Annotated in this window: 19 protein-coding genes and 4 tRNA genes; 18 read left to right on the forward strand and 5 right to left on the reverse strand. The window is 53.1% G+C overall.

Features of this window, described 5'->3' with window-relative positions:
* Positions 1-1,296 carry an ATP-dependent RNA helicase RhlB gene (gene rhlB / locus GN208_RS12800; protein WP_004234392.1) on the reverse strand — a complete coding sequence of 432 codons (1,296 nt, stop codon included), beginning with the start codon at positions 1,294-1,296 and terminating at the stop codon, positions 1-3.
* Positions 1,297-1,415: 119 nt separating this feature from the next.
* Here rhlB and trxA point away from each other — a divergent pair, with 119 nt between their 5' ends.
* From trxA to GN208_RS12890, 18 genes are all read left to right on the forward strand, one after another.
* The gene (gene trxA, locus GN208_RS12805) at positions 1,416-1,742 is read left to right on the forward strand and encodes a thioredoxin TrxA (protein WP_243828422.1); all 327 of its coding nucleotides are present in this window, start codon (positions 1,416-1,418) and stop codon (positions 1,740-1,742) included.
* Positions 1,743-2,214: 472 nt separating this feature from the next.
* Entirely contained in the window at positions 2,215-3,474 is a 1,260-nt protein-coding gene (gene rho / locus GN208_RS12810) for a transcription termination factor Rho (protein WP_004234397.1), read from the forward strand.
* A 186-nt stretch (positions 3,475-3,660) separates the two neighbouring features.
* On the forward strand, positions 3,661-4,749 hold the full coding sequence (gene wecA / locus GN208_RS12815) for a UDP-N-acetylglucosamine--undecaprenyl-phosphate N-acetylglucosaminephosphotransferase (RefSeq protein ID WP_024474218.1): 1,089 nt from the start codon (positions 3,661-3,663) through the stop codon (positions 4,747-4,749).
* Positions 4,750-4,777: 28 nt separating this feature from the next.
* Positions 4,778-5,833 (forward strand): ECA polysaccharide chain length modulation protein, encoded by a 1,056-nt coding sequence (gene wzzE, locus GN208_RS12820; RefSeq protein ID WP_004234401.1) that lies wholly within the window; start codon positions 4,778-4,780, stop codon positions 5,831-5,833.
* A 108-nt stretch (positions 5,834-5,941) separates the two neighbouring features.
* Positions 5,942-7,072: a UDP-N-acetylglucosamine 2-epimerase (non-hydrolyzing) gene (wecB, locus tag GN208_RS12825; protein WP_015422325.1), complete on the forward strand. Its 1,131-nt coding sequence runs from the start codon at positions 5,942-5,944 to the stop codon at positions 7,070-7,072.
* Positions 7,069-8,331 carry a UDP-N-acetyl-D-mannosamine dehydrogenase gene (wecC, locus tag GN208_RS12830; protein ID WP_004234404.1) on the forward strand — a complete coding sequence of 421 codons (1,263 nt, stop codon included), beginning with the start codon at positions 7,069-7,071 and terminating at the stop codon, positions 8,329-8,331. Before wecB ends, wecC begins: the two co-directional genes overlap by 4 nt.
* Positions 8,322-9,401 carry a dTDP-glucose 4,6-dehydratase gene (rffG, locus tag GN208_RS12835; protein WP_170950684.1) on the forward strand — a complete coding sequence of 360 codons (1,080 nt, stop codon included), beginning with the start codon at positions 8,322-8,324 and terminating at the stop codon, positions 9,399-9,401. Before wecC ends, rffG begins: the two co-directional genes overlap by 10 nt.
* A gap of 9 nt (positions 9,402-9,410) precedes the next feature.
* Complete coding sequence (gene rfbA / locus GN208_RS12840) at positions 9,411-10,292, forward strand: glucose-1-phosphate thymidylyltransferase RfbA (RefSeq protein ID WP_004234406.1); 882 nt, start codon at positions 9,411-9,413, stop codon at positions 10,290-10,292.
* Positions 10,270-10,995 carry a dTDP-4-amino-4,6-dideoxy-D-galactose acyltransferase gene (rffC, locus tag GN208_RS12845; protein WP_243828423.1) on the forward strand — a complete coding sequence of 242 codons (726 nt, stop codon included), beginning with the start codon at positions 10,270-10,272 and terminating at the stop codon, positions 10,993-10,995. The genes rfbA and rffC overlap by 23 nt, the downstream gene beginning before the upstream one ends.
* Entirely contained in the window at positions 10,982-12,112 is a 1,131-nt protein-coding gene (gene rffA / locus GN208_RS12850) for a dTDP-4-amino-4,6-dideoxygalactose transaminase (protein ID WP_015422324.1), read from the forward strand. The genes rffC and rffA overlap by 14 nt, the downstream gene beginning before the upstream one ends.
* A 1-nt stretch (position 12,113) precedes the next feature.
* Positions 12,114-13,367, forward strand: coding sequence for a lipid III flippase WzxE (gene wzxE, locus GN208_RS12855; protein ID WP_004234409.1), 1,254 nt, complete (start codon positions 12,114-12,116; stop codon positions 13,365-13,367).
* Positions 13,364-14,452 carry a TDP-N-acetylfucosamine:lipid II N-acetylfucosaminyltransferase gene (locus GN208_RS12860; protein WP_004234412.1) on the forward strand — a complete coding sequence of 363 codons (1,089 nt, stop codon included), beginning with the start codon at positions 13,364-13,366 and terminating at the stop codon, positions 14,450-14,452. The genes wzxE and GN208_RS12860 overlap by 4 nt, the downstream gene beginning before the upstream one ends.
* Positions 14,449-15,804, forward strand: coding sequence for an ECA oligosaccharide polymerase (wzyE, locus tag GN208_RS12865; RefSeq protein ID WP_004234414.1), 1,356 nt, complete (start codon positions 14,449-14,451; stop codon positions 15,802-15,804). The genes GN208_RS12860 and wzyE overlap by 4 nt, the downstream gene beginning before the upstream one ends.
* A gap of 9 nt (positions 15,805-15,813) precedes the next feature.
* Positions 15,814-16,575 carry a lipopolysaccharide N-acetylmannosaminouronosyltransferase gene (wecG, locus tag GN208_RS12870; protein WP_004234416.1) on the forward strand — a complete coding sequence of 254 codons (762 nt, stop codon included), beginning with the start codon at positions 15,814-15,816 and terminating at the stop codon, positions 16,573-16,575.
* A 146-nt stretch (positions 16,576-16,721) separates the two neighbouring features.
* Positions 16,722-16,798, forward strand: a tRNA-Arg gene (locus GN208_RS12875).
* Between the two features lie 66 nt (positions 16,799-16,864).
* Positions 16,865-16,940: transfer RNA gene (locus GN208_RS12880), tRNA-His, on the forward strand.
* Between the two features lie 36 nt (positions 16,941-16,976).
* A tRNA-Leu gene (locus GN208_RS12885) sits at positions 16,977-17,063 on the forward strand.
* A gap of 22 nt (positions 17,064-17,085) precedes the next feature.
* Positions 17,086-17,162: transfer RNA gene (locus GN208_RS12890), tRNA-Pro, on the forward strand.
* 790 nt (positions 17,163-17,952) lie between these two features.
* Here GN208_RS12890 and GN208_RS12895 read toward each other — a convergent pair.
* The 4 genes from GN208_RS12895 to hemC are packed head-to-tail and all read right to left on the reverse strand — an operon-like array spanning position 17,953 to position 22,234.
* Positions 17,953-19,161, reverse strand: coding sequence for a heme biosynthesis HemY N-terminal domain-containing protein (locus GN208_RS12895; RefSeq protein ID WP_004234418.1), 1,209 nt, complete (start codon positions 19,159-19,161; stop codon positions 17,953-17,955).
* A gap of 3 nt (positions 19,162-19,164) precedes the next feature.
* Positions 19,165-20,538, reverse strand: a complete 1,374-nt coding sequence (gene hemX, locus GN208_RS12900) for a uroporphyrinogen-III C-methyltransferase (protein ID WP_243828424.1) — start codon at positions 20,536-20,538, stop codon at positions 19,165-19,167.
* Between the two features lie 20 nt (positions 20,539-20,558).
* Positions 20,559-21,296, reverse strand: coding sequence for a uroporphyrinogen-III synthase (gene hemD, locus GN208_RS12905; protein ID WP_004234424.1), 738 nt, complete (start codon positions 21,294-21,296; stop codon positions 20,559-20,561).
* The gene (hemC, locus tag GN208_RS12910) at positions 21,293-22,234 is read right to left on the reverse strand and encodes a hydroxymethylbilane synthase (protein WP_015422323.1); all 942 of its coding nucleotides are present in this window, start codon (positions 22,232-22,234) and stop codon (positions 21,293-21,295) included. Before hemC ends, hemD begins: the two co-directional genes overlap by 4 nt.
* Positions 22,235-22,491 lie beyond the last annotated feature (257 nt).

Genomic DNA, 22,491 nt, shown 5'->3' on the forward strand with positions numbered 1-22,491 from the left:
TCAGCGTTTGGTGCGGTTATTGTTATGACGCGGCCCGTTGCTGCTGCGGCGCGGCATATTACGGCGGTTCTGACCACCCCCGGTGCGCGGCGGACGACGGCGGCGCTTCGGCACCGGCAGATCAGTCAGCAGTGCATCGCTGTTGTATTTACTGACCGGAATCGGATGGCCGGTATATTCTTCAATCGCAGGCAGGTTCAGAGCGTACTCTTCACAGGCCAGGCTGATAGAGTGACCACTTTCCCCGGCACGCCCGGTACGGCCGATACGGTGAACATAATCTTCACAGTCATCCGGCAGATCATAATTAAAGACGTGAGTCACTGACGGGATATGCAGACCACGGGCCGCAACATCCGTTGCCACCAGAATATCCAGATTACCGTGAGTGAAATCCTCGAGAATACGCAGACGTTTTTTCTGCGCCACATCGCCGGTCAGCAGGCCGACACGGTGGCCGTCAGCCGCCAGGTGTGCCCAGATATCTTCACAGCGGTGTTTGGTATTAGCGAAAATAATGCAGCGATCCGGCCACTCTTCTTCCAGAAGTGTCTGGAGAAGGCGCATTTTTTCTTCGTTGGACGGATAGAATAACTCTTCTTTGATCCGGTGACCGGTACGCTGTTCCGGTTCAATTTCAATGTATTCCGGGTTGTTCATCTGCTCAAATGCGAGCTCACGGACGCGGTAGGAAAGTGTCGCGGAGAACAGCAGGTTCATACGCTCGGCACATGGCGGCATATGGCGGAACAGCCAGCGGATATCTTTGATAAAGCCGAGATCGTACATACGGTCAGCTTCATCGAGAACGACAACCTGAATGGCGCTCAGGTCGAGACGGCCCTGTTTGGCGAAGTCGATTAAGCGCCCGGTGGTGCCGATAATCACATCGACGCCTTCATCCAGCACTTTGATTTGTTTGTCGTAGCCGTCACCGCCGTAAGCCAGGCCGGTTTTCAGCCCGGTAAGCTGAGACAGTGGTTCGGCGTCGGAATGGATCTGAACCGCGAGTTCGCGGGTCGGGGCCATAATCAGCGCACGCGGCTGATTGATTTTGCGGCCTTCCGGTGCCGGATGGGTAAGTAAATGATGAAACGTTGACGTCAGAAATGCCAGCGTCTTCCCTGTTCCTGTTTGTGCCTGTCCTGCAACATCCCGGCCGTTGATCGTCAGGGGAAGTGTCAGCGCCTGAATAGGCGTGCAGTTATAAAAGCCCTTAGAATCAAGCGCTTCTACCACTTTAGTATGCAAGGCGAAGTCAGAAAACTTCTTGTCTGTTAAATGTGTTTTGCTCATATTTAGGTAGAATATCAGTTTAATGTTGCGTTACGGAAGTCTATTCGCTGAAATAGGTAAATCCTATCATTAAATAATGGTAGACTAACCGGGTATCGTACAAATTTTGGAGTGGAACAATGAGCGATAAAATTATTTACCTGACTGATTCCGTTTTCGAACAAAGCGTATTAAAAGCAAACGGCCCTGTGCTCGTTGATTTTTGGGCAGCCTGGTGTGGCCCGTGTAAAATGATTGCCCCTATTCTAGACGAAATCGCCGACGAATATGCAGGAAAAATCACTATCGCAAAACTGAACATCGATGATAACCCGCAGACAGCGCCGCAATACGGCATCCGCGGTATCCCGACATTACTGCTGTTCAAAGACGGCGTGGTGAAGGCAACGCAGGTTGGTGCGGTATCCAAAACCCAGCTGAAAACCTTTATCGATAACAATATCTGATAGCCGGTTTCAGCATATGTCGTTAAGATGTCCTGCGGGAACGTGAATTAATCCTTGTTCACCCGCTGGACGTCTTCTCTGAAGCATGATAAGTTAGCGCCAGCTGATCAGGTATCGCTGAAGCTCCTCAGACAGCATAGCATACTGACAACTCTGTAGTGTCTGAAAGTCTGTTATCTCCGGATACATCAAGGTATCCGATATCCCGGTCCCGGTGTCCGGTTATCCCTCGGAGATAAATCTAATTTGCGGGAATGTCACCCAATTTGTTCTCCCAAATAGGATGTGCATCACATCTTGCCCTGTGCCGGGTGTTCACAGTCAGCCTTGCAGACGATTACCTGGAAATGCAAAAATATTCGTATTAACAGTGAAAATCGGTTTTGTAAAAAATTAACCTGGTAACGATAACGTTACCGTATTATTCACGTTCATAATTCGAGATACACCCCGAGTCAAAGAACCCACCATTATGAATCTTACCGAATTAAAGAATACGCCGGTATCAGAGCTGATTACTCTTGGCGAAAATATGGGGCTGGAAAACCTGGCCCGCATGAGAAAACAGGACATCATCTTCTCTATCCTCAAGCAGCACGCGAAGAGCGGCGAGGATATTTTCGGTGACGGTGTGCTGGAAATATTGCAGGACGGCTTTGGTTTCCTCCGCTCTGCTGACAGTTCATACCTCGCAGGTCCTGATGATATCTACGTTTCTCCCAGCCAAATCCGCCGTTTTAACCTCCGTACCGGTGATACCATTTCAGGTAAAATCCGTCCGCCGAAAGAAGGTGAGCGCTATTTTGCCCTGCTGAAAGTTAACGAAGTTAACTTTGACAAACCTGAAAACGCCCGCAGTAAAATCCTGTTTGAAAACTTAACTCCACTGCACGCAAACCGTCGTCTGCGTATGGAGCGCGGTAATGGTTCAACAGAAGATTTAACCGCCCGTGTTCTTGATCTGGCTGCTCCTATCGGCCGTGGTCAGCGTGGTCTGATTGTGGCACCGCCGAAAGCCGGTAAAACCATGCTGCTGCAGAATATCGCGGCCAATATCGCACATAACTACCCTGACTGTGTGCTGATGGTTCTGCTGATTGACGAACGTCCGGAAGAAGTGACCGAGATGCAGCGTCTGGTCAAAGGTGAAGTTATCGCATCCACCTTTGATGAACCAGCTGCGCGTCACGTTCAGGTCGCGGAAATGGTTATCGAGAAAGCCAAACGCCTGGTTGAGCATAAAAAAGATGTCATCATCCTGCTCGACTCCATTACCCGTCTGGCCCGTGCCTATAACACCGTGGTTCCGTCCTCCGGTAAAGTACTGACCGGTGGTGTGGATGCTAACGCCCTGCATCGTCCTAAGCGTTTCTTCGGTGCTGCGCGTAACGTGGAAGAGGGCGGAAGCCTGACTATCATCGCAACGGCGCTGGTTGATACCGGGTCGAAGATGGATGAAGTTATCTACGAAGAGTTTAAAGGTACAGGTAACATGGAATTACACCTGTCCCGTAAGATTGCAGAAAAACGTGTCTTCCCGGCGATTGATTACAACCGTTCCGGTACACGTAAAGAAGAGCTGCTGACCACTCAGGACGAACTGCAGAAAATGTGGATCCTGCGCAAAATTATCCATCCGATGGGTGAGATTGATGCGATGGAGTTCCTGATTAACAAACTCGCGATGACGAAGACCAACGAAGAGTTCTTCGACTTCATGAAACGCTCGTAGCTTTTTGACGACACTTTATAACTAACGCCGCATGCATTGTGGCGTTTTTTTTTACCGATTATGTCATAAACCCCTGTGCGGCAAGGCATGGTATGTTTCTTGCATATATTATTTTGCCCGGTAATGGCAGGTTCTGCACGGTGATATCGGCCGGCAGGGATAATAAAAATATCAGAAAGGGTTGTTGTGAATCTCACTATGTTAACTGAACTCCTAATCATATTTGTGTTCGCCACAGCGACGGTCTTTGTTGCCCGTAAGGCTGGCGTCGCTGTCGGTTTGGTGGATAAACCCAATTACCGCAAAAAGCATCAGGGACTGGTCCCGCTGGTCGGCGGAATATCGATTTTTATCAGTGTCTGCTTTGCTTTCCTCATCAGTGATGAGTTTATTGCGCATAAATTTATTTATCTCGGGTGCGCCGGTGCACTGGTGCTGGTCGGGGCGCTCGATGACCGGTTTGACCTCAGTGTGAAACTGCGGGCCGGTGTTCAGGCAGTGGTTGCTATCATTATGATGGTGTTTGCCAACCTGAAAATCGACAGCCTGGGGCATGCATTCGGGCCGTGGGAACTGACACTCGGGCCGTTCAGCTATGTGCTGACACTGTTTGCGGTATGGGGCGCGGTGAATGCGTTCAATATGGTGGATGGTATCGACGGGCTGCTCGGCGGGCTTTCCTGTGTCTCTTTCGGCGCATTGGGGATCCTGTTTGCCCTGAGCGGTAACAGTGGCCTGGCATTCTGGTGCTTTACCTTTATCGCTGCCATTCTGCCGTATATCTGCTTTAACCTCGGACTGTTCGGCCGCCGCTTTAAAGTGTTTATGGGGGATGCGGGCAGTACGCTGATCGGGTTCACCATTATCTGGCTGCTGACATCGGCCTCACAGGGCGGGGAGCCGCATGCAATTAATGCAGTGACCGCACTGTGGATTATCGCCATTCCGCTGATGGATATGGTGGCGATTATGTACCGCCGTCTGCGCAAAGGGATGAGCCCGTTTTCACCGGATCGCCAGCATATTCATCATCTGATTATGCGTTCCGGGTTTACGTCCCGTGAATCCTTTGTGGTGATAACCCTTGCTGCGGCAGTATTAGCGGCCATTGGTATTGCCGGACAGGTCCTCAGCTTTGTCCCTGAGTGGGTGATGCTGGCACTGTTCTTGCTTGCTTTCATTATGTACGGCTACTGCATAAAACGCGCCTGGAAAGTTGCCCGTTTTATCAAACGCCACAGACGCCGCGTGCGTCGCAAATCGGTCACACACTAAATTTTTAACCACAGAGGCACATGTTGATATGCGTTCAGAAAATACTCCGGACCCGCAACAAACGCAGTATGACCAGGAATTAGATATCCGCGCGTTATTTATGTCGTTATGGCGCGGAAAATTATGGATAGCCGGGATGGCGGTTGTGTTTGCGCTGGTTGCATTGGGTGCCAGTTATTTTATGCAGCAGAAGTGGAATTCCACGGCGATCACTGATTATCCGACCGTTAATAATTTAGGCGGATATTATTCCCAGCAGCAATTTATGCGTAATCTGGACACGCATCTGAATGCCGCTCAGGAATCTTCAGCACTGCTGCCGATCCCGAATGAGGCCTATCAGGAATTTATTACCCAGGCGGCATCTTATGATACCCGCCGTGATTTCTGGTTACAAACGGATTACTACAAGTCCCGCATGGAAAATGATGCCAAAGCAGATGCGGCACTGCTGGACGAAATGATCAATAACATCACGCTGACCCCGCGTGATGATACGAAGAAACTGGTGAATGACACGCTGACGCTGACAGCGGAATCTGCAGCGGACTCCGCGAAACTGCTGAGTCAGTATGTGGATTTTGCCAACGCGCGTGCGGCTCAGAATCTTAACGATGAGCTGAAAGGGGCGTGGGCAACGCGGTCACAGTCACTGAAAGCACTGGTCAAACGCCAGAAGATGGTGGCGGAATCACTGTATCAGCGTGAAACCGGACAGCTGAAAAATGCTATCGCGGCTGCACAGAAACAGGGGATCAGCCGCAGCCGGACAGATGTGCCTGCGGAAGAACTGCCGTCCTCCCAGCTGTTCCTGTTAGGTACGCCGATGTTACAGGCGCGTCTGGAGACACTGGAAGCCGCCGGACCGGAGTTTGACAAAGATTACGAGCAGAACATTGCCATGCTGTCGACGCTGAATGTCGGTCCCGCGCTGGAAGATAACTTCCGTGCCTACCGCTATCTGCGGACACCGGATGAGCCGGTAAAACGCGACAGCCCGCGCCGTGCCTTCATGATGATTATGTGGGGCTTTATCGGTGCTCTGACCGGTGCCGGTGTGGCGCTGGTCCGCCGCCGTCCGTAACGGTTGCGGCAGAATAACCGGCCGGGGCGTTGTTCCCGGCCTGTTTTAAGGCGGGTAACCGCCACCGGCCGGAAAGCCGGATATCATATAAAATAAAAGAGACTCTCAGTGAAAGTATTGACTGTATTTGGTACCCGCCCGGAAGCTATCAAAATGGCTCCGCTGGTACATGCGCTGGCAGCGGATCAGGCTTTTGAGGCAAAAGTCTGTGTGACCGCGCAGCATCGTGAAATGCTGGATCAGGTATTACACCTTTTTGAGATCACACCGGATTATGATCTCAATATTATGCGCCCGGGACAGGATTTAACTGATATTACCTGTCGTATTCTTGAGGGTTTGAAGCCGGTTCTGGCCGACTTTAAACCGGATGTCGTTCTGGTTCACGGCGATACCGCAACCACCATGGCAACGAGCCTGGCGGCGTTCTACCAGCGTATCCCTGTCGGTCATGTGGAAGCCGGTCTGCGCACCGGAAACCTGTACTCACCGTGGCCGGAAGAAGCCAACCGCAAAATTGCCGGACACCTGGCGATGTACCATTTTGCGCCGACACAAAATTCACGCGAAAACCTGCTGCGTGAAGGTATCCGCGACAATCATATTTTCGTCACCGGCAATACGGTGATTGATGCGCTGCTCGCAGTCCGTGACCGCATCATGCAGGACAAAGCCCTGCTGGCGCAGCTGGATGCACAGTATCCGTTTATCGACAGCAGCAAAAAAATGATTCTGGTCACCGGGCACCGTCGTGAGAGTTTCGGCGGCGGGTTTGAGCGGATTTGTCACGCGCTGGCGGAGATTGCCACGACCCATCCGGAAGTCCAGATTGTCTACCCGGTTCACCTCAATCCGAATGTCAGTGAGCCGGTAAAACGGATCCTGCATGATATCAGCAATATTGTGCTGATCAGTCCGCAGGATTACCTTCCTTTTGTCTACCTTATGAACCATGCTTATATGATCCTGACCGACTCAGGCGGCATTCAGGAAGAAGCACCGTCATTAGGTAAACCGGTTCTGGTGATGCGTGATACCACCGAACGTCCGGAGGCGATTGACGCCGGGACTGTTCGTCTGGTCGGCACTGAAACCGGCACTATCGTTCGTGAAGTAACGCGATTGCTGACCAATCCGGCGGCTTATCATGAGATGAGCCGTTCACATAACCCTTACGGGGACGGAAAAGCGTGCCAGCGTATTCTTGAAGCATTGAAAAACAATCAGGTGACATTATGAGTTTTGAAACTATTTCTGTTGTCGGTCTGGGTTATATCGGTTTACCAACAGCGGCAGCTTTTGCCTCCCGTCAGAAGAAAGTGGTTGGTGTGGATGTGAACCAGCATGCGGTTGATACCATTAACCGTGGTGAAATTCATATTGTGGAGCCGGACCTGGGTGCGGTTGTGAAAACAGCTGTGGAAGGCGGTTTCCTGAAAGCCTTCACCAAACCTCAGCCTGCTGATGCGTTCCTGATTGCCGTACCGACACCGTTTAAAGGTGATCATGAGCCGGACCTGGCCTTTGTGCAGTCTGCGGCGGAATCTATTGCCCCGGTACTGAAAAAAGGTGACCTGATTATTCTCGAATCCACCTCGCCGGTCGGTGCGACTGAGCAGATGGCTGAGTGGCTGGCAGCGGCACGTCCTGATCTGACTTTCCCGCAGCAGGCGGGTGAAGAATCGGATATCGATATCGCCTACTGCCCTGAGCGTGTGCTGCCGGGCCAGGTGATGGTCGAACTGATTAAAAACGACCGTGTGGTTGGCGGGATGACACCAAAATCCTCAAAACGCGCCAGTAAACTCTATTATATCTTCCTGGAAGGTGAGTGTGTCATCACTAATGCACGTACGGCTGAGATGTGCAAACTGACCGAAAACAGCTTCCGCGATGTGAACATTGCGTTTGCGAATGAATTATCACTGATTTGTGCTGACCAGGGCATTAATGTCTGGGAACTGATCAGCCTGGCAAACCGCCATCCGCGTGTGAATATCCTGCAGCCGGGTCCGGGTGTCGGCGGCCACTGTATCGCAGTTGACCCGTGGTTCATCGTGGCGCAGAACCCGAAACAGGCCCGTCTGATCCACACTGCGCGTCTGGTTAACGACGGCAAACCATTGTGGGTTATTGATCAGGTAAAACAAGCAGTTGCTGATTGCCTGACTGAAACCGGCAAACGTGCCAATGAAGTGACGATTGCCTGCTTTGGCCTGGCATTCAAACCAAATATCGACGATCTGCGTGAAAGCCCGGCGGTTCAGGTCACCAAAATGGTGGCAGAGTGGCATGCAGGGAAAACTCTGGCGGTTGAGCCGAATGTTCATGAACTGCCGGGCAAACTGAAAGGTCTGACAGAGCTGGTCTCCATCGAAAAAGCGATTACTGACGCGGATATTATTCTGCTGCTGGTCGATCACACGCCGTTCAGAGGCATTCCGGGCAGCCAGATCCCGCAGAAATGGATCATCGATACCAAAGGAGTATGGCGTTGAAACGTATTTTAGTGACAGGCGGAGCCGGTTTTATCGGCTCTGCGGTTGTTCGTCATATTATCCGTGATACTGCTGACAGTGTGGTGGTGGTGGATAAACTGACCTACGCCGGTAACCTCGAATCACTGGCACCGGTGGCGGCTGACCCGCGCTATGCCTTTGAACAGGTGGATATCTGTGACCGCGCGGCGCTTGACCGCGTGTTCGCACAGTATCAGCCGGATGTAGTGATGCATCTGGCGGCGGAAAGTCATGTTGATCGCTCCATCGACGGCCCGGCGGCGTTTATCGAAACCAACATTGTGGGCACTTACACACTGCTGGAAGCTGCGCGCCATTACTGGACGGGACTGGATGCGGAGAAAAAATCCGCATTCCGTTTCCACCATATTTCCACCGACGAAGTTTACGGTGACCTCGAAGGGCCTGACGGCTTTTTCACAGAAACCACACCGTATGCACCGAGCAGCCCGTACTCTGCCTCCAAAGCCTCCAGTGACCATCTGGTACGCGCCTGGCAGCGGACTTACGGCTTCCCGTCTGTGATCACCAATTGCTCAAATAACTACGGGCCGTACCACTTCCCGGAAAAACTGATCCCGCTGGTGATTCTCAATGCGATTTCCGGCAAACCACTGCCGGTTTACGGTAAAGGTGAGCAGATCCGCGACTGGCTGTTTGTCGATGACCATGCCCGCGCCCTGTATACCGTGGTGACACAGGCAAATATCGGTGAAACCTACAATATCGGCGGCCATAACGAGCGCAAAAATATTCAGGTGGTGGAAACTATCTGTGAGCTGCTCGAAGAGCTGCATCCGCAGAAGCCGGCCGGTGTCGCGAAATACAGTGACCTTATCACCTATGTGACAGACCGCCCGGGCCATGATCTGCGTTATGCGATTGATGCGGACAAAATTGAGCGCGACCTGGGCTGGCGCCCGCAGGAAACGTTTGAGTCCGGTATCCGCAAAACTGTGGAATGGTATCTGAATAATGAAACCTGGTGGCGCCGGGTGCAGGACGGCTCGTATGCCGGACAGCGTCTGGGACTGGGTCAGGATAAGTAAGAGGCTGGTATGAAAGGAATTATTCTGGCGGGCGGCTCCGGAACCCGGTTGCACCCGATCACCCGCGGGGTGTCAAAACAGCTGCTGCCGATTTACGACAAGCCGATGATCTACTATCCGCTGTCCGTGCTGATGCTGGCCGGGATCCGCGAAGTCCTGATCATCTCAACACCGGAAGATCTGCCGTCATTCCGCCGTCTGCTGGGGAATGGTGATCAGTTCGGCATCTCTCTGAGCTATGCGGAACAGCCGTCGCCGGACGGCCTGGCACAGGCCTTTATCATCGGTGAGGAATTTATCGGTGATGACAGCTGCAGCCTGGTGCTGGGCGATAATATTTTCTTCGGCCATGCATTCAGCCCGAAACTGAAAAGTGTCGCAGCCCGGACGCAGGGCGCGACTGTTTTCGGCTACCAGGTGATGGACCCGGAACGTTTCGGGGTGGTGGAATTTGATGATGAATTCCGCGCGCTGTCGATTGAGGAAAAACCGGTTCATCCGAAATCCAACTGGGCGGTTACCGGATTGTATTTCTATGATAATCAGGTGGTTGATATCGCGAAGCAGGTGAAACCGTCTGAGCGCGGCGAACTGGAAATCACCAGTATCAACCAGATGTATCTGGAGCGCGGCGAACTGAATGTTGAGCTGCTCGGCCGTGGTTTTGCCTGGCTGGACACCGGTACTCACGACAGTCTGATTGAAGCCAGCACCTTTGTACAGACGGTTGAAAAACGTCAGGGCTTTAAAATTGCCTGTCTGGAAGAGATTGCCTGGCGCAACGGCTGGCTGAATGACGAACAGGTGGCAGAATCCGCCCGTCAGCTGGCGAAGACCGGTTATGGTCAGTATCTGAAGAATTTACTCCATGTCCGTCCGCGCCAGTATTGAGCATCTCGCCTGGGAAAGTGACTTTTTTGCCCTGAAAACGGCAAAACTGGCATTTTCCCCGGACGCAGCACCACTGTCTGCGGCAGATTTCGCGCCGTATGAGCTGGTGCAGGCCAAAATCAGTGCCGGGGATAACGCGGCACTGGACGGTTTATCGGCACTCGGCTTTTCCCTCGCAGAAAGTGAGGTGGATTTTGCATTGTCACTCAGGAGTGGCACAGAAAATGCAATGTCTGACAGTACACTCTGTTATGCGGATGAAACGGATATCCCGGTGATAAAACAGGCGGCGGCACAGGTTTTCAGCCAGAGCCGTTTCCGTGCGCCGTGGTACCGGCCGGATGACAGTGCCCGCTTTTATGCGGTGTGGGCGGAAAAAGCGGTACGCGGGACATTCGATAAAGATTGTCTGCTCATCCGCAATAAAAACAATGAGATTGCCGGGTTTGTCACTCTCCGTCAGACAGATAAACGCAGCGCCCGTATCGGGCTGCTGGCGGTACTGCCGGGCAATCAGGGTCAGGGTATCGGCCTGAAATTAATGTCGGCGGCGCAACAGTGGTGTGCAGAACATCACTGCCGTGTATTACGGGTTGCAACACAACTCAGTAACCTTGCGGCAATGCGCCTTTATACAAAAAGCGGTGGTGCGGTTGACAGCACTGCCTACTGGTTATACCGAGGATGCAATGATTCCATTTAATAAACCACCTGTAGTCGGCACTGAAGTTGAATATATGCAGCAGGCCATGAAAAGCGGCAAGCTGTGCGGTGACGGTTCGTTCACCAAAAAATGCGAAGAGTGGATGGAAAAACGGTTCGGCAGCGCCAAAGTCCTGCTGACCCCGTCCTGTACAGCCTCACTGGAAATGGCGGCAATTCTGCTGGATATCCAGCCGGGTGATGAAGTTATCATGCCGAGCTATACCTTCGTCTCCACCTCCAACGCCTTTGTGTTGCGTGGTGCAAAAGTGGTATTTGTTGATATCCGTCCGGACACCATGAACATCGATGAAACCAAGATCGAAGCGGCTATCACGGATAAAACCAAAGCGATTGTACCGGTGCATTATGCAGGCGTGGCCTGTGAAATGGACATCATCATGGCGCTGGCGAAGAAATATAACCTCTTTGTGGTGGAAGATGCCGCGCAGGGCGTGATGTCAACCTACAAAGGCCGCGCGCTGGGCTCTATCGGCCATATCGGTTGCTACAGCTTCCACGAAACCAAAAACTACTCCTCCGGCGGAGAGGGTGGTGCCACTCTGATTAACGATCCGGCGATGATTGGCCGTGCGGAAATCATCCGTGAGAAAGGCACCAACCGCAGCGAATTCTTCCGCGGACAGGTGGATAAATACACCTGGCGTGATATCGGCTCCAGCTATCTGATGTCTGACTTACAGGCTGCATACCTGTGGGCACAGCTGGAAGAAGCGGAAAAAATCAACGAGCGCCGTCTGGCATTCTGGCAGATTTACTATGATGCCCTGACTCCGCTGGCGCAGGATGGCCTGCTGACGCTGCCGGTTGTTCCGGAAAATCTGGAACAGAACGCGCACATGTTCTACATCAAACTGAAAGATGTGGCAGAGCGCACCGCATTCAGCGAGTACATGAAAGCCAATGACGTGCTGACCGTATTCCACTATGTGCCGCTGCACAGCTGCCCGGCGGGTATGGAGTTCGGCCGCTTCCACGGTGAGGATATCTTTACCACCCGTGAAAGCGAGCGTCTGGTGCGTCTGCCGATGTTCTACAACATGACAGAAGAAGAGCAGCAGCGCGTGATCCACCTGATTAAGGGCTTCTTCGCGTAGTATGTCCCTCGCTAAAGCCTCTGTCTGGACCGCCGGCTCCACCCTGATCAAAATCGGGGCGGGGCTGCTGGTCATTAAATTAATGGCTCTGACATTCGGCCCGGCCGGTATCGGCCAGGCACTGAACTTCCGCCAGCTGATTACGGTGCTGGGGGTATTGTCAGGTGCCGGTATTTTTAACGGCGTGACCAAATATATCGCCGAGCACCGTGATGATGCGGAAAAACGCCGGGCGGTATTAGGTACGTCCTCAACTCTGATTCTGGTGTTTTCGACACTGCTGGCGATTGTGTTTCTGCTGTTCAGCAGACCAATCAGCATGGCGCTGTTTGACGGCAATGATGCCTATCAGGATGTTGTTGCGGCGGTGGCCTTTATCCAGATGGGTATTGCTTACGCCAACTATTTTCTCGCGATTATCAAAGGATACCGGGATGCGGCCGGCAATGCGCTGGCGCTGATCGCGGGCAGTCTGATCGGTGTCACGGCGTATTATCTCTGCCAGCGCTGGTGGGGCTATGACGGTGCACTGGCCGGGCTGGCACTGGTGCCGGCGCTGATTATTATTCCGGCTTTTGCCATGCTGCTGCGCCGCCGCCATTTCCCGCTTTCTGAGCTGAAACCGGCCTGGGATCGGGCGATTGCATCCCATCTGGGGAAATTCACCCTGATGGCGCTGATGACGGCGGTCACACTGCCGGTGGCGTATATCATGATGCGGAACCTGCTGGCCTCCCGCTACAGCTGGGATGAGGTGGGGATATGGGGTGGCGTGACCAGTATTTCGGACGCTTATCTCCAGTTTATTACCGCGTCGTTTTCTGTCTATCTGCTGCCGACGTTATCGCGGTTACAGGCAAAAAGTGATATCCGCCGTGAGATCATCAAATCACTGAAATTTGTGTTACCGGCGGTGGCTGCGGCCAGTTTTATGGTCTGGCTGCTGCGTGATTTTGCTATCTGGCTGCTGTTCACGGATAAATTTACCGGCATGCGTGACCTGTTTGCCTGGCAACTGGTTGGTGATGTCCTGAAAGTGGGCGCTTACGTTTTCGGTTATCTGGTGATTGCCAAGGCCGCACTGCGGTTTTATATCCTCACGGAAGTGACCCAGTTTGCTTTACTGACGCTGTCCGCGTACTGGCTGATTCCGGCACATGGTGCCGTCGGCGCGGCACAGGCCTATATGCTGACATATATTATCTACTTCCTTTTGTGTTGTAGCGTATTTCTGATCTATTGCAGGCGAGCATGACAACTTTAATTCACGTTTTAGGATCTGATATCCCGCATCATAACCAGACCGTGCTGCGCTTCTTCAATGATGTGCTGGCACCGCAGCTGCCGCGTGAGGAAATGCCTGAATTTATGGTTGTTTCCACTGCCGGGCAGCTTCTGGCGCAATATCCCAACCTGGAACTGGATGTCTGGCCGGATAAAAAAAGCCTGGCGAATGCCGTCACAGCGAAAGCAAAACGTGACCGGCAGTGCCGCTTTTTCTTCCATGGTCAGTTTAATGCCCTGATCTGGCTGGCATTATTATCAGGAAAAATTAAACGTCATCAGTTTTACTGGCATATCTGGGGCGCGGATTTGTATGAGGATTCCCGTCAGCTGAAATTCAGACTGTTTTATCATCTGCGCCGGCTGGCGCAGAAGCGGGTCGGTCATGTATTCGGCACGCGCGGCGATTTAAACTATTTTGCTCAGTTTTGCCCGAAGATCCCGGCTGACCTGCTCTATTTCCCGACGCGGATGGATCCCTCTCTGACGGTTTTAACGCCGCCTGAGCCGCGTGGTGACGATAATATGATGATCCTGCTGGGTAACTCGGGTGACCGTTCAAACCGCCATAAAGAGGCGCTGACGCGCATTCATGAGCAATTCGGGGAGAAGGTGAAAATCATTATCCCGATGGGCTATCCGGAAAACAACGGGGACTATATTGCGGAAGTGGATGCTTTCGCGCAGCAGCTGTTCCCTCAGCAGCAGGCGGAGATCCTGAAAGACAAGATGGATTTTGATATCTATCTGAATCTGCTGAAACAATGTGACCTCGGCTACTTTATTTTTAACCGCCAGCAGGGGATCGGCACACTGTGTCTGCTGATCCAGTTCGGTATTCCGTTTGTGATAAGCCGTCAGAACCCGTTCTGGCAGGATATGACCGAGCAGCAGGTGCCGGTTCTGTTTTACGGTGATGACGTGACGCCGGACGTGGTGGCACAGGCGAGGGAACAGCTGTTCGCCCTCGACCGTGAAAAAATTGCCTTCTTCAGCCCGAACTTTGTGCAGGGCTGGGAGCAGGCACTGGCCGCTGCGCAGGAGACACAGGCATGAGTCAGTTTGATTTCATCGGGCTGTTTGCCGTCTGGTTTATCTCGCTGGCCTTTATTCTGCTGCTGACCTACCGTGAATTCCGCCGGGTCCGCTTCAGTTTTAATATCTTTTTCTCCATGCTCTATCTGCTGACCTTCTTTTTCGGCTTCCCGTTTACCTTTGCGCTGGTGTTCCAGTTTGATGTACAGGTGGTGCCGCCGTCCGCGCTGTTACAGGCGCTGCTGGCGTCAGTCAGTTTCTATGCCATTTATTATGTGGCGTATAAAACCCGGCTGCGCAGACCTGACGCGGTTTACAGCGGTACGCCGCTGTTTTCCATGAACAAAACAGAAACCCGGCTCACCTGGCTGCTGCTGGCGGCGATTGCCGTCGCGACTGCCGGTATTTTCTTTATGGAAAACGGGCTGCTGCTGTTTAAACTGAAAACCTACAGTCAGATTTTCTCGAGCCAGGTCACCGGCGTGGCGTTAAAGCGCTTTTTCTACTTCTTTATCCCGGCGATGCTGGTGGTGTTCTTCCTGAAACCCACATTCCAGCGCTGGATTTTCTTCCTGATCACCACGGTGGCGTTCGGGATTATGACCTATGTGATTGTCGGCGGTACCCGCGCCAACATCATTATCGCGTTTGCGCTGTTCCTGTTTATCGGCATTGTGCGCGGCTGGATTTCGCTGTGGATGCTGGTCAGCGCCGGGGTCTTCGGCGTGGTGGGGATGTTCTGGCTGGCACTCAAACGTTACAGCCTGGATGTCAGCGGGGCAGAGGCGTTTTACACGTTCCTCTATCTGACCCGCGATACCTTCTCGCCGTGGGAAAACCTCGGCCTGCTGCTGAATAATTACGACAAAATTGAGTTCCAGGGGCTGGCGCCGATTATCCGTGACTTCTATGTATTTATCCCGTCCTGGCTGTGGCCGGACCGGCCGGATACCGTACTGAATGCGGCAAACTATTTTACCTGGGAAGTGCTGAACAACCATTCCGGGCTGGCGATATCCCCGACCCTGATCGGCTCGCTGGTGGTGATGGGCGGCTTCTGGTTTATTCCGCTCGGTGCGGTGGTGGTCGGGCTGATAATCAAATGGTTCGACTGGCTGTATGAGCTGGGTAAACGGGAGACAAACCGTTACAAAGCGGCCATTCTGCATGCATTTTGTTTCGGCGCGATATTTAACATGATTGTGCTGGCCCGCGAAGGAATGGATTCATTCGTTTCCCGCGTGGTGTTTTTCTGTCTTATTTTCGGCTTTTGTCTGGTGGTGGCGAAATTACTGTACTGGCTGTTCGAAACGGCCGGACTTATCCGCCATTATGTGATTTCAAAGGGCAAACGCACCCGTCTTTCATCGTAAGGAATTAGCATGGAACCGTTATCTTCTGATGCCGGCAGCGCGGAAACTATCCCGCAGTATTCTATCCGTAACCACCCGATTCAGGGTTTCCGGAATCAGGCGCATTTTCTGGATTATCTGTTTAAGGACGGACAGATCAGAACCGGTACGCTGGTAGCCATTAATGCCGAAAAAGTTATGACCGCCGAACAGGATGAGGCGCTGCACACACTGCTGAGCAACGCGGAATATCTGTATGCGGACGGGATCAGCATTGTCCGTGCTATCCGCCGCAAATACCCGCAGGCGGATGTCTCGCGGATTGCCGGGGCGGATTTGTGGGAAGGGCTGATGGAACGCGCCGGACAGGAAAACACGCCGGTGTTTCTGGTCGGCGGCAAGCCGGAAGTGCTGGCGGAAACCGAAGCCAAACTGAAAGCACAGTGGAATGTCAATCTGGCAGGCACGCAGGATGGTTATTTCACCGCAGAACAGCGTGATGTCCTGTTTGAGCGTATCCGCGACAGCGGCGCAAAAATCGTGACAGTGGCAATGGGCTCGCCGAAACAGGAAATCTTTATGCGCGACTGCCGTAAGATCCACCCGGATGCCCTGTATATGGGCGTGGGCGGTACTTACGACGTCTTTACCGGTCATGTGAAGCGTGCGCCGAAGGTGTGGCAGAACATGGGACTGGAGTGGCTCTACCGCCTGTTATCACAACCGACCCGCTTCCGCCGTCAGTTAAAACTGCTGAAATTTCTGGGTTATTACTACGGTAATAAATTATAATTGCCCCTGTCCGGGCGGCTTTTTGCGGGAAAATGCTCTCTTTATCAGCAAAGCGGGTAAAGACTGAGCAAACAATACATTTGTGAAAAAAAGCACTGGACAGACGGATGAGAAATCCGTACTATCCTCTCCCGCAACGGCGCAAAGCGCCCGTAGCTCAGCTGGATAGAGCGCTGCCCTCCGGAGGCAGAGGTCTCAGGTTCGAATCCTGTCGGGCGCGCCATTATGCGTGTAAGAGTTACGGTATAGTATTTCGTTGTTGTAAGTAGTAAAATGTTGCGATGTTATGGTGGCTATAGCTCAGTTGGTAGAGCCCTGGATTGTGATTCCAGTCGTCGTGGGTTCGAGTCCCATTAGCCACCCCATTTAATAACATGTAACATGACTGTAGTGATGAACCTGCGAGGGTGGCGGAATTGGTAGACGCGCTAGCTTCAGGTGTTAGTGTTCTTACGGACGTGGGGGTTCAAGTCCCCCCCTTCGCACCATCATCATGAAAAGTCAGCCTTTCGGCGAGTAGCGCAGCTTGGTAGCGCAACTGGTTTGGGACCAGTGGGTCGTAGGTTCGAATCCTATCTCGCCGACCATATTCAGAGAAAGCCCCGCTTACAGCGGGGTTTTTTCGTTTCTGCGGTTTCTGTTTTTTCCTGTCCTGCTTTTCTTCCGGCTGTCGTTCCGCAGCTGATTTTTGTTTCTTTTGTGCTGATGCTAATGTGGTGTTCAGGCAGACAAAAGCACACGCGTTTTCCGTAAAACCGCCGCTATTGGTGGTATCTGACAATTTCGATATAAATCATTATGTTATGATTATTATATAGATCCGGCGACAACGGGCATAATGCATGTCGCCAAAATGAGACATTTAATATATTGATATATAACGATTTAAATAATGCTGTCAGAAAACGTCGCAAAACAGAGACACTGCGGACAGATTTGCATCAGTGATTGATAAGCAGAAGGCAGGATAAAAAAAATAAACCCACGGGAACCGTGGGAGATCGAGAAGGCGTAAAAGTTGGCACGTCTTGTGCATTACATCAGGGTGTAGATGCTCATCTCATTTCTTATGTTTGCGTAAGCTTCATAAACCCGGAGATGACGCAGAGCTAAATTCGGTGCCTATTGTCCGGGTTATCGATGTAAAAGATCCCGAAATCTTTACATCACCAACAGGACGTAACGTTGAGTGAGGCACCATCCGTCTGTAGACCTGATTGTATTTTATACACCTATCGTTTCGCGATAGGTGTTTTTTTATGTCTCATTCTTGCCATCAATAATGTATTCCGTCAATCCCTTTTAATGATGTTCCGGCATAAAAAAAGCCAATCCGGCAGGATTGGCTCTGTGTGATAAAAAAGAATCCGCCTGTGCTTATTCGCGGGGCGTTTTTTCATCCGGTAACGTCAGGGTATTGAGCAGGGCATTACGGCGGATCATGGCAGATTCCTCATACTTTTTCTGCTTATCCAGCACATCGGCCAGCCAGGCGGCATCATGCGTGTCCTGACGGGCGCTCAGGGCAGATTTAAAGTATTTCTCCGCATCTTCCCAGCGTGTTTCCTGCATGGCTAACTGCCCGAGGGTACTGTTGAGCAGCGGCTGATCCGCATCTTCCTTCTGCATCTGGTTCAGCACCTTGCGGATGGCTTTCGGATTGTCTGTCCGGATCTGCGGCAGCAGCATCAGCAGGCGCTGATCTTTCTGACGCTTCAGTCCGTCGAGCACCACCGCTTCTGCATCCGCCATATCATCACCGGCGATAAAGTGCTGCGCGGCCGCCACGGCCATCTCCGGATTGTGGCGCAGATGGCGGCTGAGATTTTTCCACCAGTGACGCAGGGCATCGCTGCCGTCCTGATCCGCAACCTGCTGCATCATACCGAGCCAGGCACGGATTTCAGTCTGTTCGACCTGCTCATCCGTAAATTCGCCGGATTTTTTCATCTGCGGCAGAATGGCGATCAGGGATTTCCAGGCACCGGAGCGCGCATACACCTGTTCCGCCAGGCGAAGTACTTCCGGATGGCGCGGTGCGACTTCCAGCAGATTGTCGATAGCGGTTCTTGCCGCCGGAATTTCATCGCGGCTCAGCAGAATACGGGCGCGGGTGATATCCACCGGTAGCTGATGGCGCCCGGCCAGCTCGGAAGCCCGCTCCAGATACTGATTGGCGCGGAGATTATCGCTGCGCTGCTGTGCTGCTTCCGCTGCCAGCAGATAGTTGACCAGCGGTTGCTCGGCATTATCTGCACTGCGGCTCAGTAATTTTTCCACCTGACGGAAATCCCCTTCCGCCAGTTTGAGCAGCGCATCGTTGGTCAGCGCACGGGCGCGGTTGCGTTTATGACCGCCAAACCAGCCGAGGGTGCGGGAGCTGCCGCTTTTCAGACGACGCCAGCACCAGCCCAGCAGCATCAGAACCGCCTGAAGTACCAGGAAGATGATGATCAGGCCGGTGACACTGGTTTCAATATCAAAATTATTGGTCTGGATCAGGACATAACCCTGATGTCCGGCCATCAGCGGGCCGACAATAATCCCGGCAATCAGGATAAGAAACAGAATAAAGACTTTAAACATCTGTTATCCCTCCTGTTGCGGTGCGGCTTCCGGCTGTGCCGGTGCAGCAGCAGGTGTTTCCTGCGGTGCCTCAGCCGGTGCCGGCGGCGGGGTTTCATCGTTGAGCAGGCGGCGGATGCGGGTCTGTACCAGTTTATCCAGCAGCGGCTGGCTGGTCAGGCTGTCCGGCGCACTCATTGAGATCGGCTGGGCGGCCAGCGCATCCACTTCGGCCAGGAAGGCGGCGTTGGTCGGATCGCTGTCAGAGAAATAGGCACGGACCCAGGTGGAGACCGCATCCAGTGACTGTTTGTAGCTCTCTTCCTGGTGACGCGGCACCGCCTGAGCAGCGATCAGCAACTGGGCGCGGATATTCTCACGGACATAAATGTCCTGATTCGGTGCCAGCAGCGGAGCAGAGGTGTTGTCACGGCGGCGGATGGTGATGAAATCACTCATAAACCCTTTCCAGCTTTTGGTCAGGTTAGTGCGCCAGTCCGCAACGGAGGAGGTCAGCCCTTCACTGTCACTGCTGTCCATCGGCGCGCCGTCACGGCTGCCGTCATCCAGACGCAGATTATCCACCTGACCGGCAAGCTGGTTCAGGCGCAGGATCGTGCCGTCAAAATCGATCTGACTGACGGCGGAGAGTGCCGTAATGTCATTACGCAGTGCGGTGCGCACATCCAGCAGACCCGGATCGTTCATTTCGGCGAGACTGGCATCGGCATTTTTCAGCAGTACCATCGCGGTGACCACATCCTGGTCATTCCACAGTTTGCGCTCTGCCATTTTGACCAGGAAATCCGCCTGGGCCAGCAGCCAGCTTTTCACATCAGTACTGGACAGCGCAGTGACACGACTGCGCAGTAAATCCAGCTCGTGTTTCAGAGCCTCTTCCTGCTGCTGATGCTGTGCACTGAGTGCAGACTGCTGCGCGATAAATTCCTGCATCTGTTTTTGTGTCTGCTGTTGTTCCTGCTGCAGCTGCGCCATCTGAGATTTCAGTTGTGCATTTTCCGCTTCCAGGTTTTTCGACAGGGTCTGAGTACCGGCCTGTGAGGCATACCAGACACCGCCGCCGATCAGCAGGATCACAGCCAGAGCGATAGCACCGCGCAGAAAGCCGGAGGGCTGTTCTTCCTCAGCGGCAGGCGGGGTTTTCCGTGACTGCGGCGCTTCCGGTGCCGGTTTCGGCGCGGTATCAGCCGGTTTGCTGTCAGCCGCCGGTGTTTCCGCCGGTTTTTTATCAGACGCCGCTTTGTCAGTGACGTTTTTTGCGGTCGCTTTTTTCCCGGCAGTTGTGTCTTTTTTCTCTGCCTGCGGATCAGTACTGATTATGGCATCCTGTGTCTCAGGTACATCAGCCGATCCGGGTTTTTTTTCGTGTTCCGTCATTCGTGGCGTCCCATGTCTGTTCATTGAAGAGCCTGAAGTAAGGCTTCATTATCTGCACCGGCGGCGACATCAATATTCTGCCAGCCCAGTGATTGTGCGATAGCTGCCAGTCTGTCACTGACAACAATAATCCGGCATTGCAGCAGCCAGCCGAGGTGCGCGGCCGGTATCAGCTGCCGCAGCAGGTGCAGCATTTCGCCGCTGGTCACGACCAGCGTCTGAACCTGTTGCTGCTGCCACAACAGGGCGCATTCCCCGCCGTCGTAATTCTCAGGTTCGCGGCGGTAACATTCACAGTAATCCACCACTGCGCCCCGTTCGCGCAATGTCTGTGCTAGATGCTCTCTGCCGCCGTTACCGCGCAGCAGAAGTGCGCGGCGGCCGGTCATATCCTGTAAGTCCGGCAGGGTCAGCAGATGTTCGCTGGTTTCCCCGCCGGGCATAAAGGCGGCGGGTAATCCGGTCAGTTGTTCAAAGCAGTTAGCGGTTGACTGACCAATCCCATAATAGCAAAGCTTATCAGACCACAGGTAATTCTGTTGAATAAGCTGTTCATTTGCGTGATAAACCGCATTCTTTGACAGCAGAAAAAGGGCATCTCCGGGAGAAAGTGCCTCTGTTTTGGCAATCAGCAGCGGCAGCTCATGTCCCGGGGAAATACGGATGAGCGGGGCAGAAAGGGCATCCTGCCCGCGTGAGCGCAGGGCGCTGACCAGGGCTTCACCGGCCGGTGAGGGACGGGTGACCAGGATGGTCATGCAGGCGTGTGCCCCTGATAGACTTCCGTCAGGATAGCCCGTGCGCCGTTATCCAGCAGTTCCTCTGCGAGAGAAACCCCGGCAGCAGCGGCATCCTGCGGGTCGCACAGGCGTTCACCGCGGACAATTTCACTGCCGTCCGGTGCGCCGACCAGCGCGCGCAGCCAGATTTTATCCCCCTGCCAGATAGCATAACTGCCGATAGGCACCTGACATCCCCCTTCCAGCCGGGTATTCATGGCGCGTTCAGCGCGGACACAGATATCGGTCTGCGCGTGATTCAGGGCGCTGAGTAAAGAGCGGGTGCGTTCATCATCCAGTCGGCACTCAATCCCGACCGCACCCTGACCGACAGCGGGAAGGGACTCTTCCGGCGGCAGCGCACAGCGGATGCGTTCATCCAGTTTCAGGCGCTTCAGCCCGGCAACCGCCAGGATAATCGCGTCATAGTCGCCGTTATCCAGTTTGCCCAGCCGGGTGCCGACATTACCGCGCAGGTCACGGATCACCAGATCAGGGCGGCGTTCGCGCAGCTGGCACTGACGGCGCAGACTGGAGGTGCCGACGATACTGCCGGGCGGCAGGGCATCCACACTGTCATAATGGTTGGAAACAAAGGCATCGCGCGGGTCTTCCCGCTCACAGATAGTGACTAATCCCAGTCCGTCCGGGAAATCGACCGGGACATCCTTCATGGAGTGCACGGCGATATCCGCCCGGTTTTCCAGTAATGCCAGTTCCAGTTCTTTGACGAACAGCCCTTTGCCGCCGACTTTCGCCAGCGGTGTGTCGAGAATAATGTCACCTTTGGTGACCATCGGGACGAGCTCGACGTGCAGCCCGGGGTGGCGCAGTTCCAGTTCCTGTCTGACAAATTCGGCCTGCCACAGTGCAAGCGGGCTTTGACGGGTGGCAATACGCAGAGATTGAGTGGTCATGATAATTATCAGGGATCCTTGTCTTTTTATCCGGTGTTTTTTTATGTGAAACATAGCCGGAAAAATAAGAAAAACTGCCTTTGTTTTATCATTTTGCTGATAATTTTTCCAGTTACGTGACGAGACCTGCCCGGCAGATAACAACGAAAAAAGACGAGCAGTGAATAAATAGTCTCAGGCGGGTGGCAGGAGTCTGTCAGTAAATAATTAAAACATATTTTAAATAATAAAAATATTTTGCAATTATAAAATTGTAT

This window comes from Morganella sp. HSTU-ASny43 (genome assembly GCF_022819185.1).
Classification (GTDB): domain Bacteria; phylum Pseudomonadota; class Gammaproteobacteria; order Enterobacterales; family Enterobacteriaceae; genus Morganella; species Morganella morganii.

Excerpts from the sequence above, each read along its gene's own strand:
- rhlB (WP_004234392.1), bottom strand. The coding sequence starts at position 1,296 with ATGAGCAAAACACATTTAACAGACAAGAAGTTTTCTGACTTCGCCTTG.
- trxA (WP_243828422.1), top strand. The coding sequence starts at position 1,416 with ATGAGCGATAAAATTATTTACCTGACTGATTCCGTTTTCGAACAAAGC.
- rho (WP_004234397.1), top strand. The coding sequence starts at position 2,215 with ATGAATCTTACCGAATTAAAGAATACGCCGGTATCAGAGCTGATTACT.
- wzzE (WP_004234401.1), top strand. The coding sequence starts at position 4,778 with ATGCGTTCAGAAAATACTCCGGACCCGCAACAAACGCAGTATGACCAG.
- wecC (WP_004234404.1), top strand. The coding sequence starts at position 7,069 with ATGAGTTTTGAAACTATTTCTGTTGTCGGTCTGGGTTATATCGGTTTA.
- rffG (WP_170950684.1), top strand. The coding sequence starts at position 8,322 with ATGGCGTTGAAACGTATTTTAGTGACAGGCGGAGCCGGTTTTATCGGC.
- rfbA (WP_004234406.1), top strand. The coding sequence starts at position 9,411 with ATGAAAGGAATTATTCTGGCGGGCGGCTCCGGAACCCGGTTGCACCCG.
- rffC (WP_243828423.1), top strand. The coding sequence starts at position 10,270 with ATGTCCGTCCGCGCCAGTATTGAGCATCTCGCCTGGGAAAGTGACTTT.
- rffA (WP_015422324.1), top strand. The coding sequence starts at position 10,982 with ATGATTCCATTTAATAAACCACCTGTAGTCGGCACTGAAGTTGAATAT.
- wzxE (WP_004234409.1), top strand. The coding sequence starts at position 12,114 with ATGTCCCTCGCTAAAGCCTCTGTCTGGACCGCCGGCTCCACCCTGATC.
- GN208_RS12860 (WP_004234412.1), top strand. The coding sequence starts at position 13,364 with ATGACAACTTTAATTCACGTTTTAGGATCTGATATCCCGCATCATAAC.
- wzyE (WP_004234414.1), top strand. The coding sequence starts at position 14,449 with ATGAGTCAGTTTGATTTCATCGGGCTGTTTGCCGTCTGGTTTATCTCG.
- wecG (WP_004234416.1), top strand. The coding sequence starts at position 15,814 with ATGGAACCGTTATCTTCTGATGCCGGCAGCGCGGAAACTATCCCGCAG.
- GN208_RS12895 (WP_004234418.1), bottom strand. The coding sequence starts at position 19,161 with ATGTTTAAAGTCTTTATTCTGTTTCTTATCCTGATTGCCGGGATTATT.
- hemX (WP_243828424.1), bottom strand. The coding sequence starts at position 20,538 with ATGACGGAACACGAAAAAAAACCCGGATCGGCTGATGTACCTGAGACA.
- hemD (WP_004234424.1), bottom strand. The coding sequence starts at position 21,296 with ATGACCATCCTGGTCACCCGTCCCTCACCGGCCGGTGAAGCCCTGGTC.
- hemC (WP_015422323.1), bottom strand. The coding sequence starts at position 22,234 with ATGACCACTCAATCTCTGCGTATTGCCACCCGTCAAAGCCCGCTTGCA.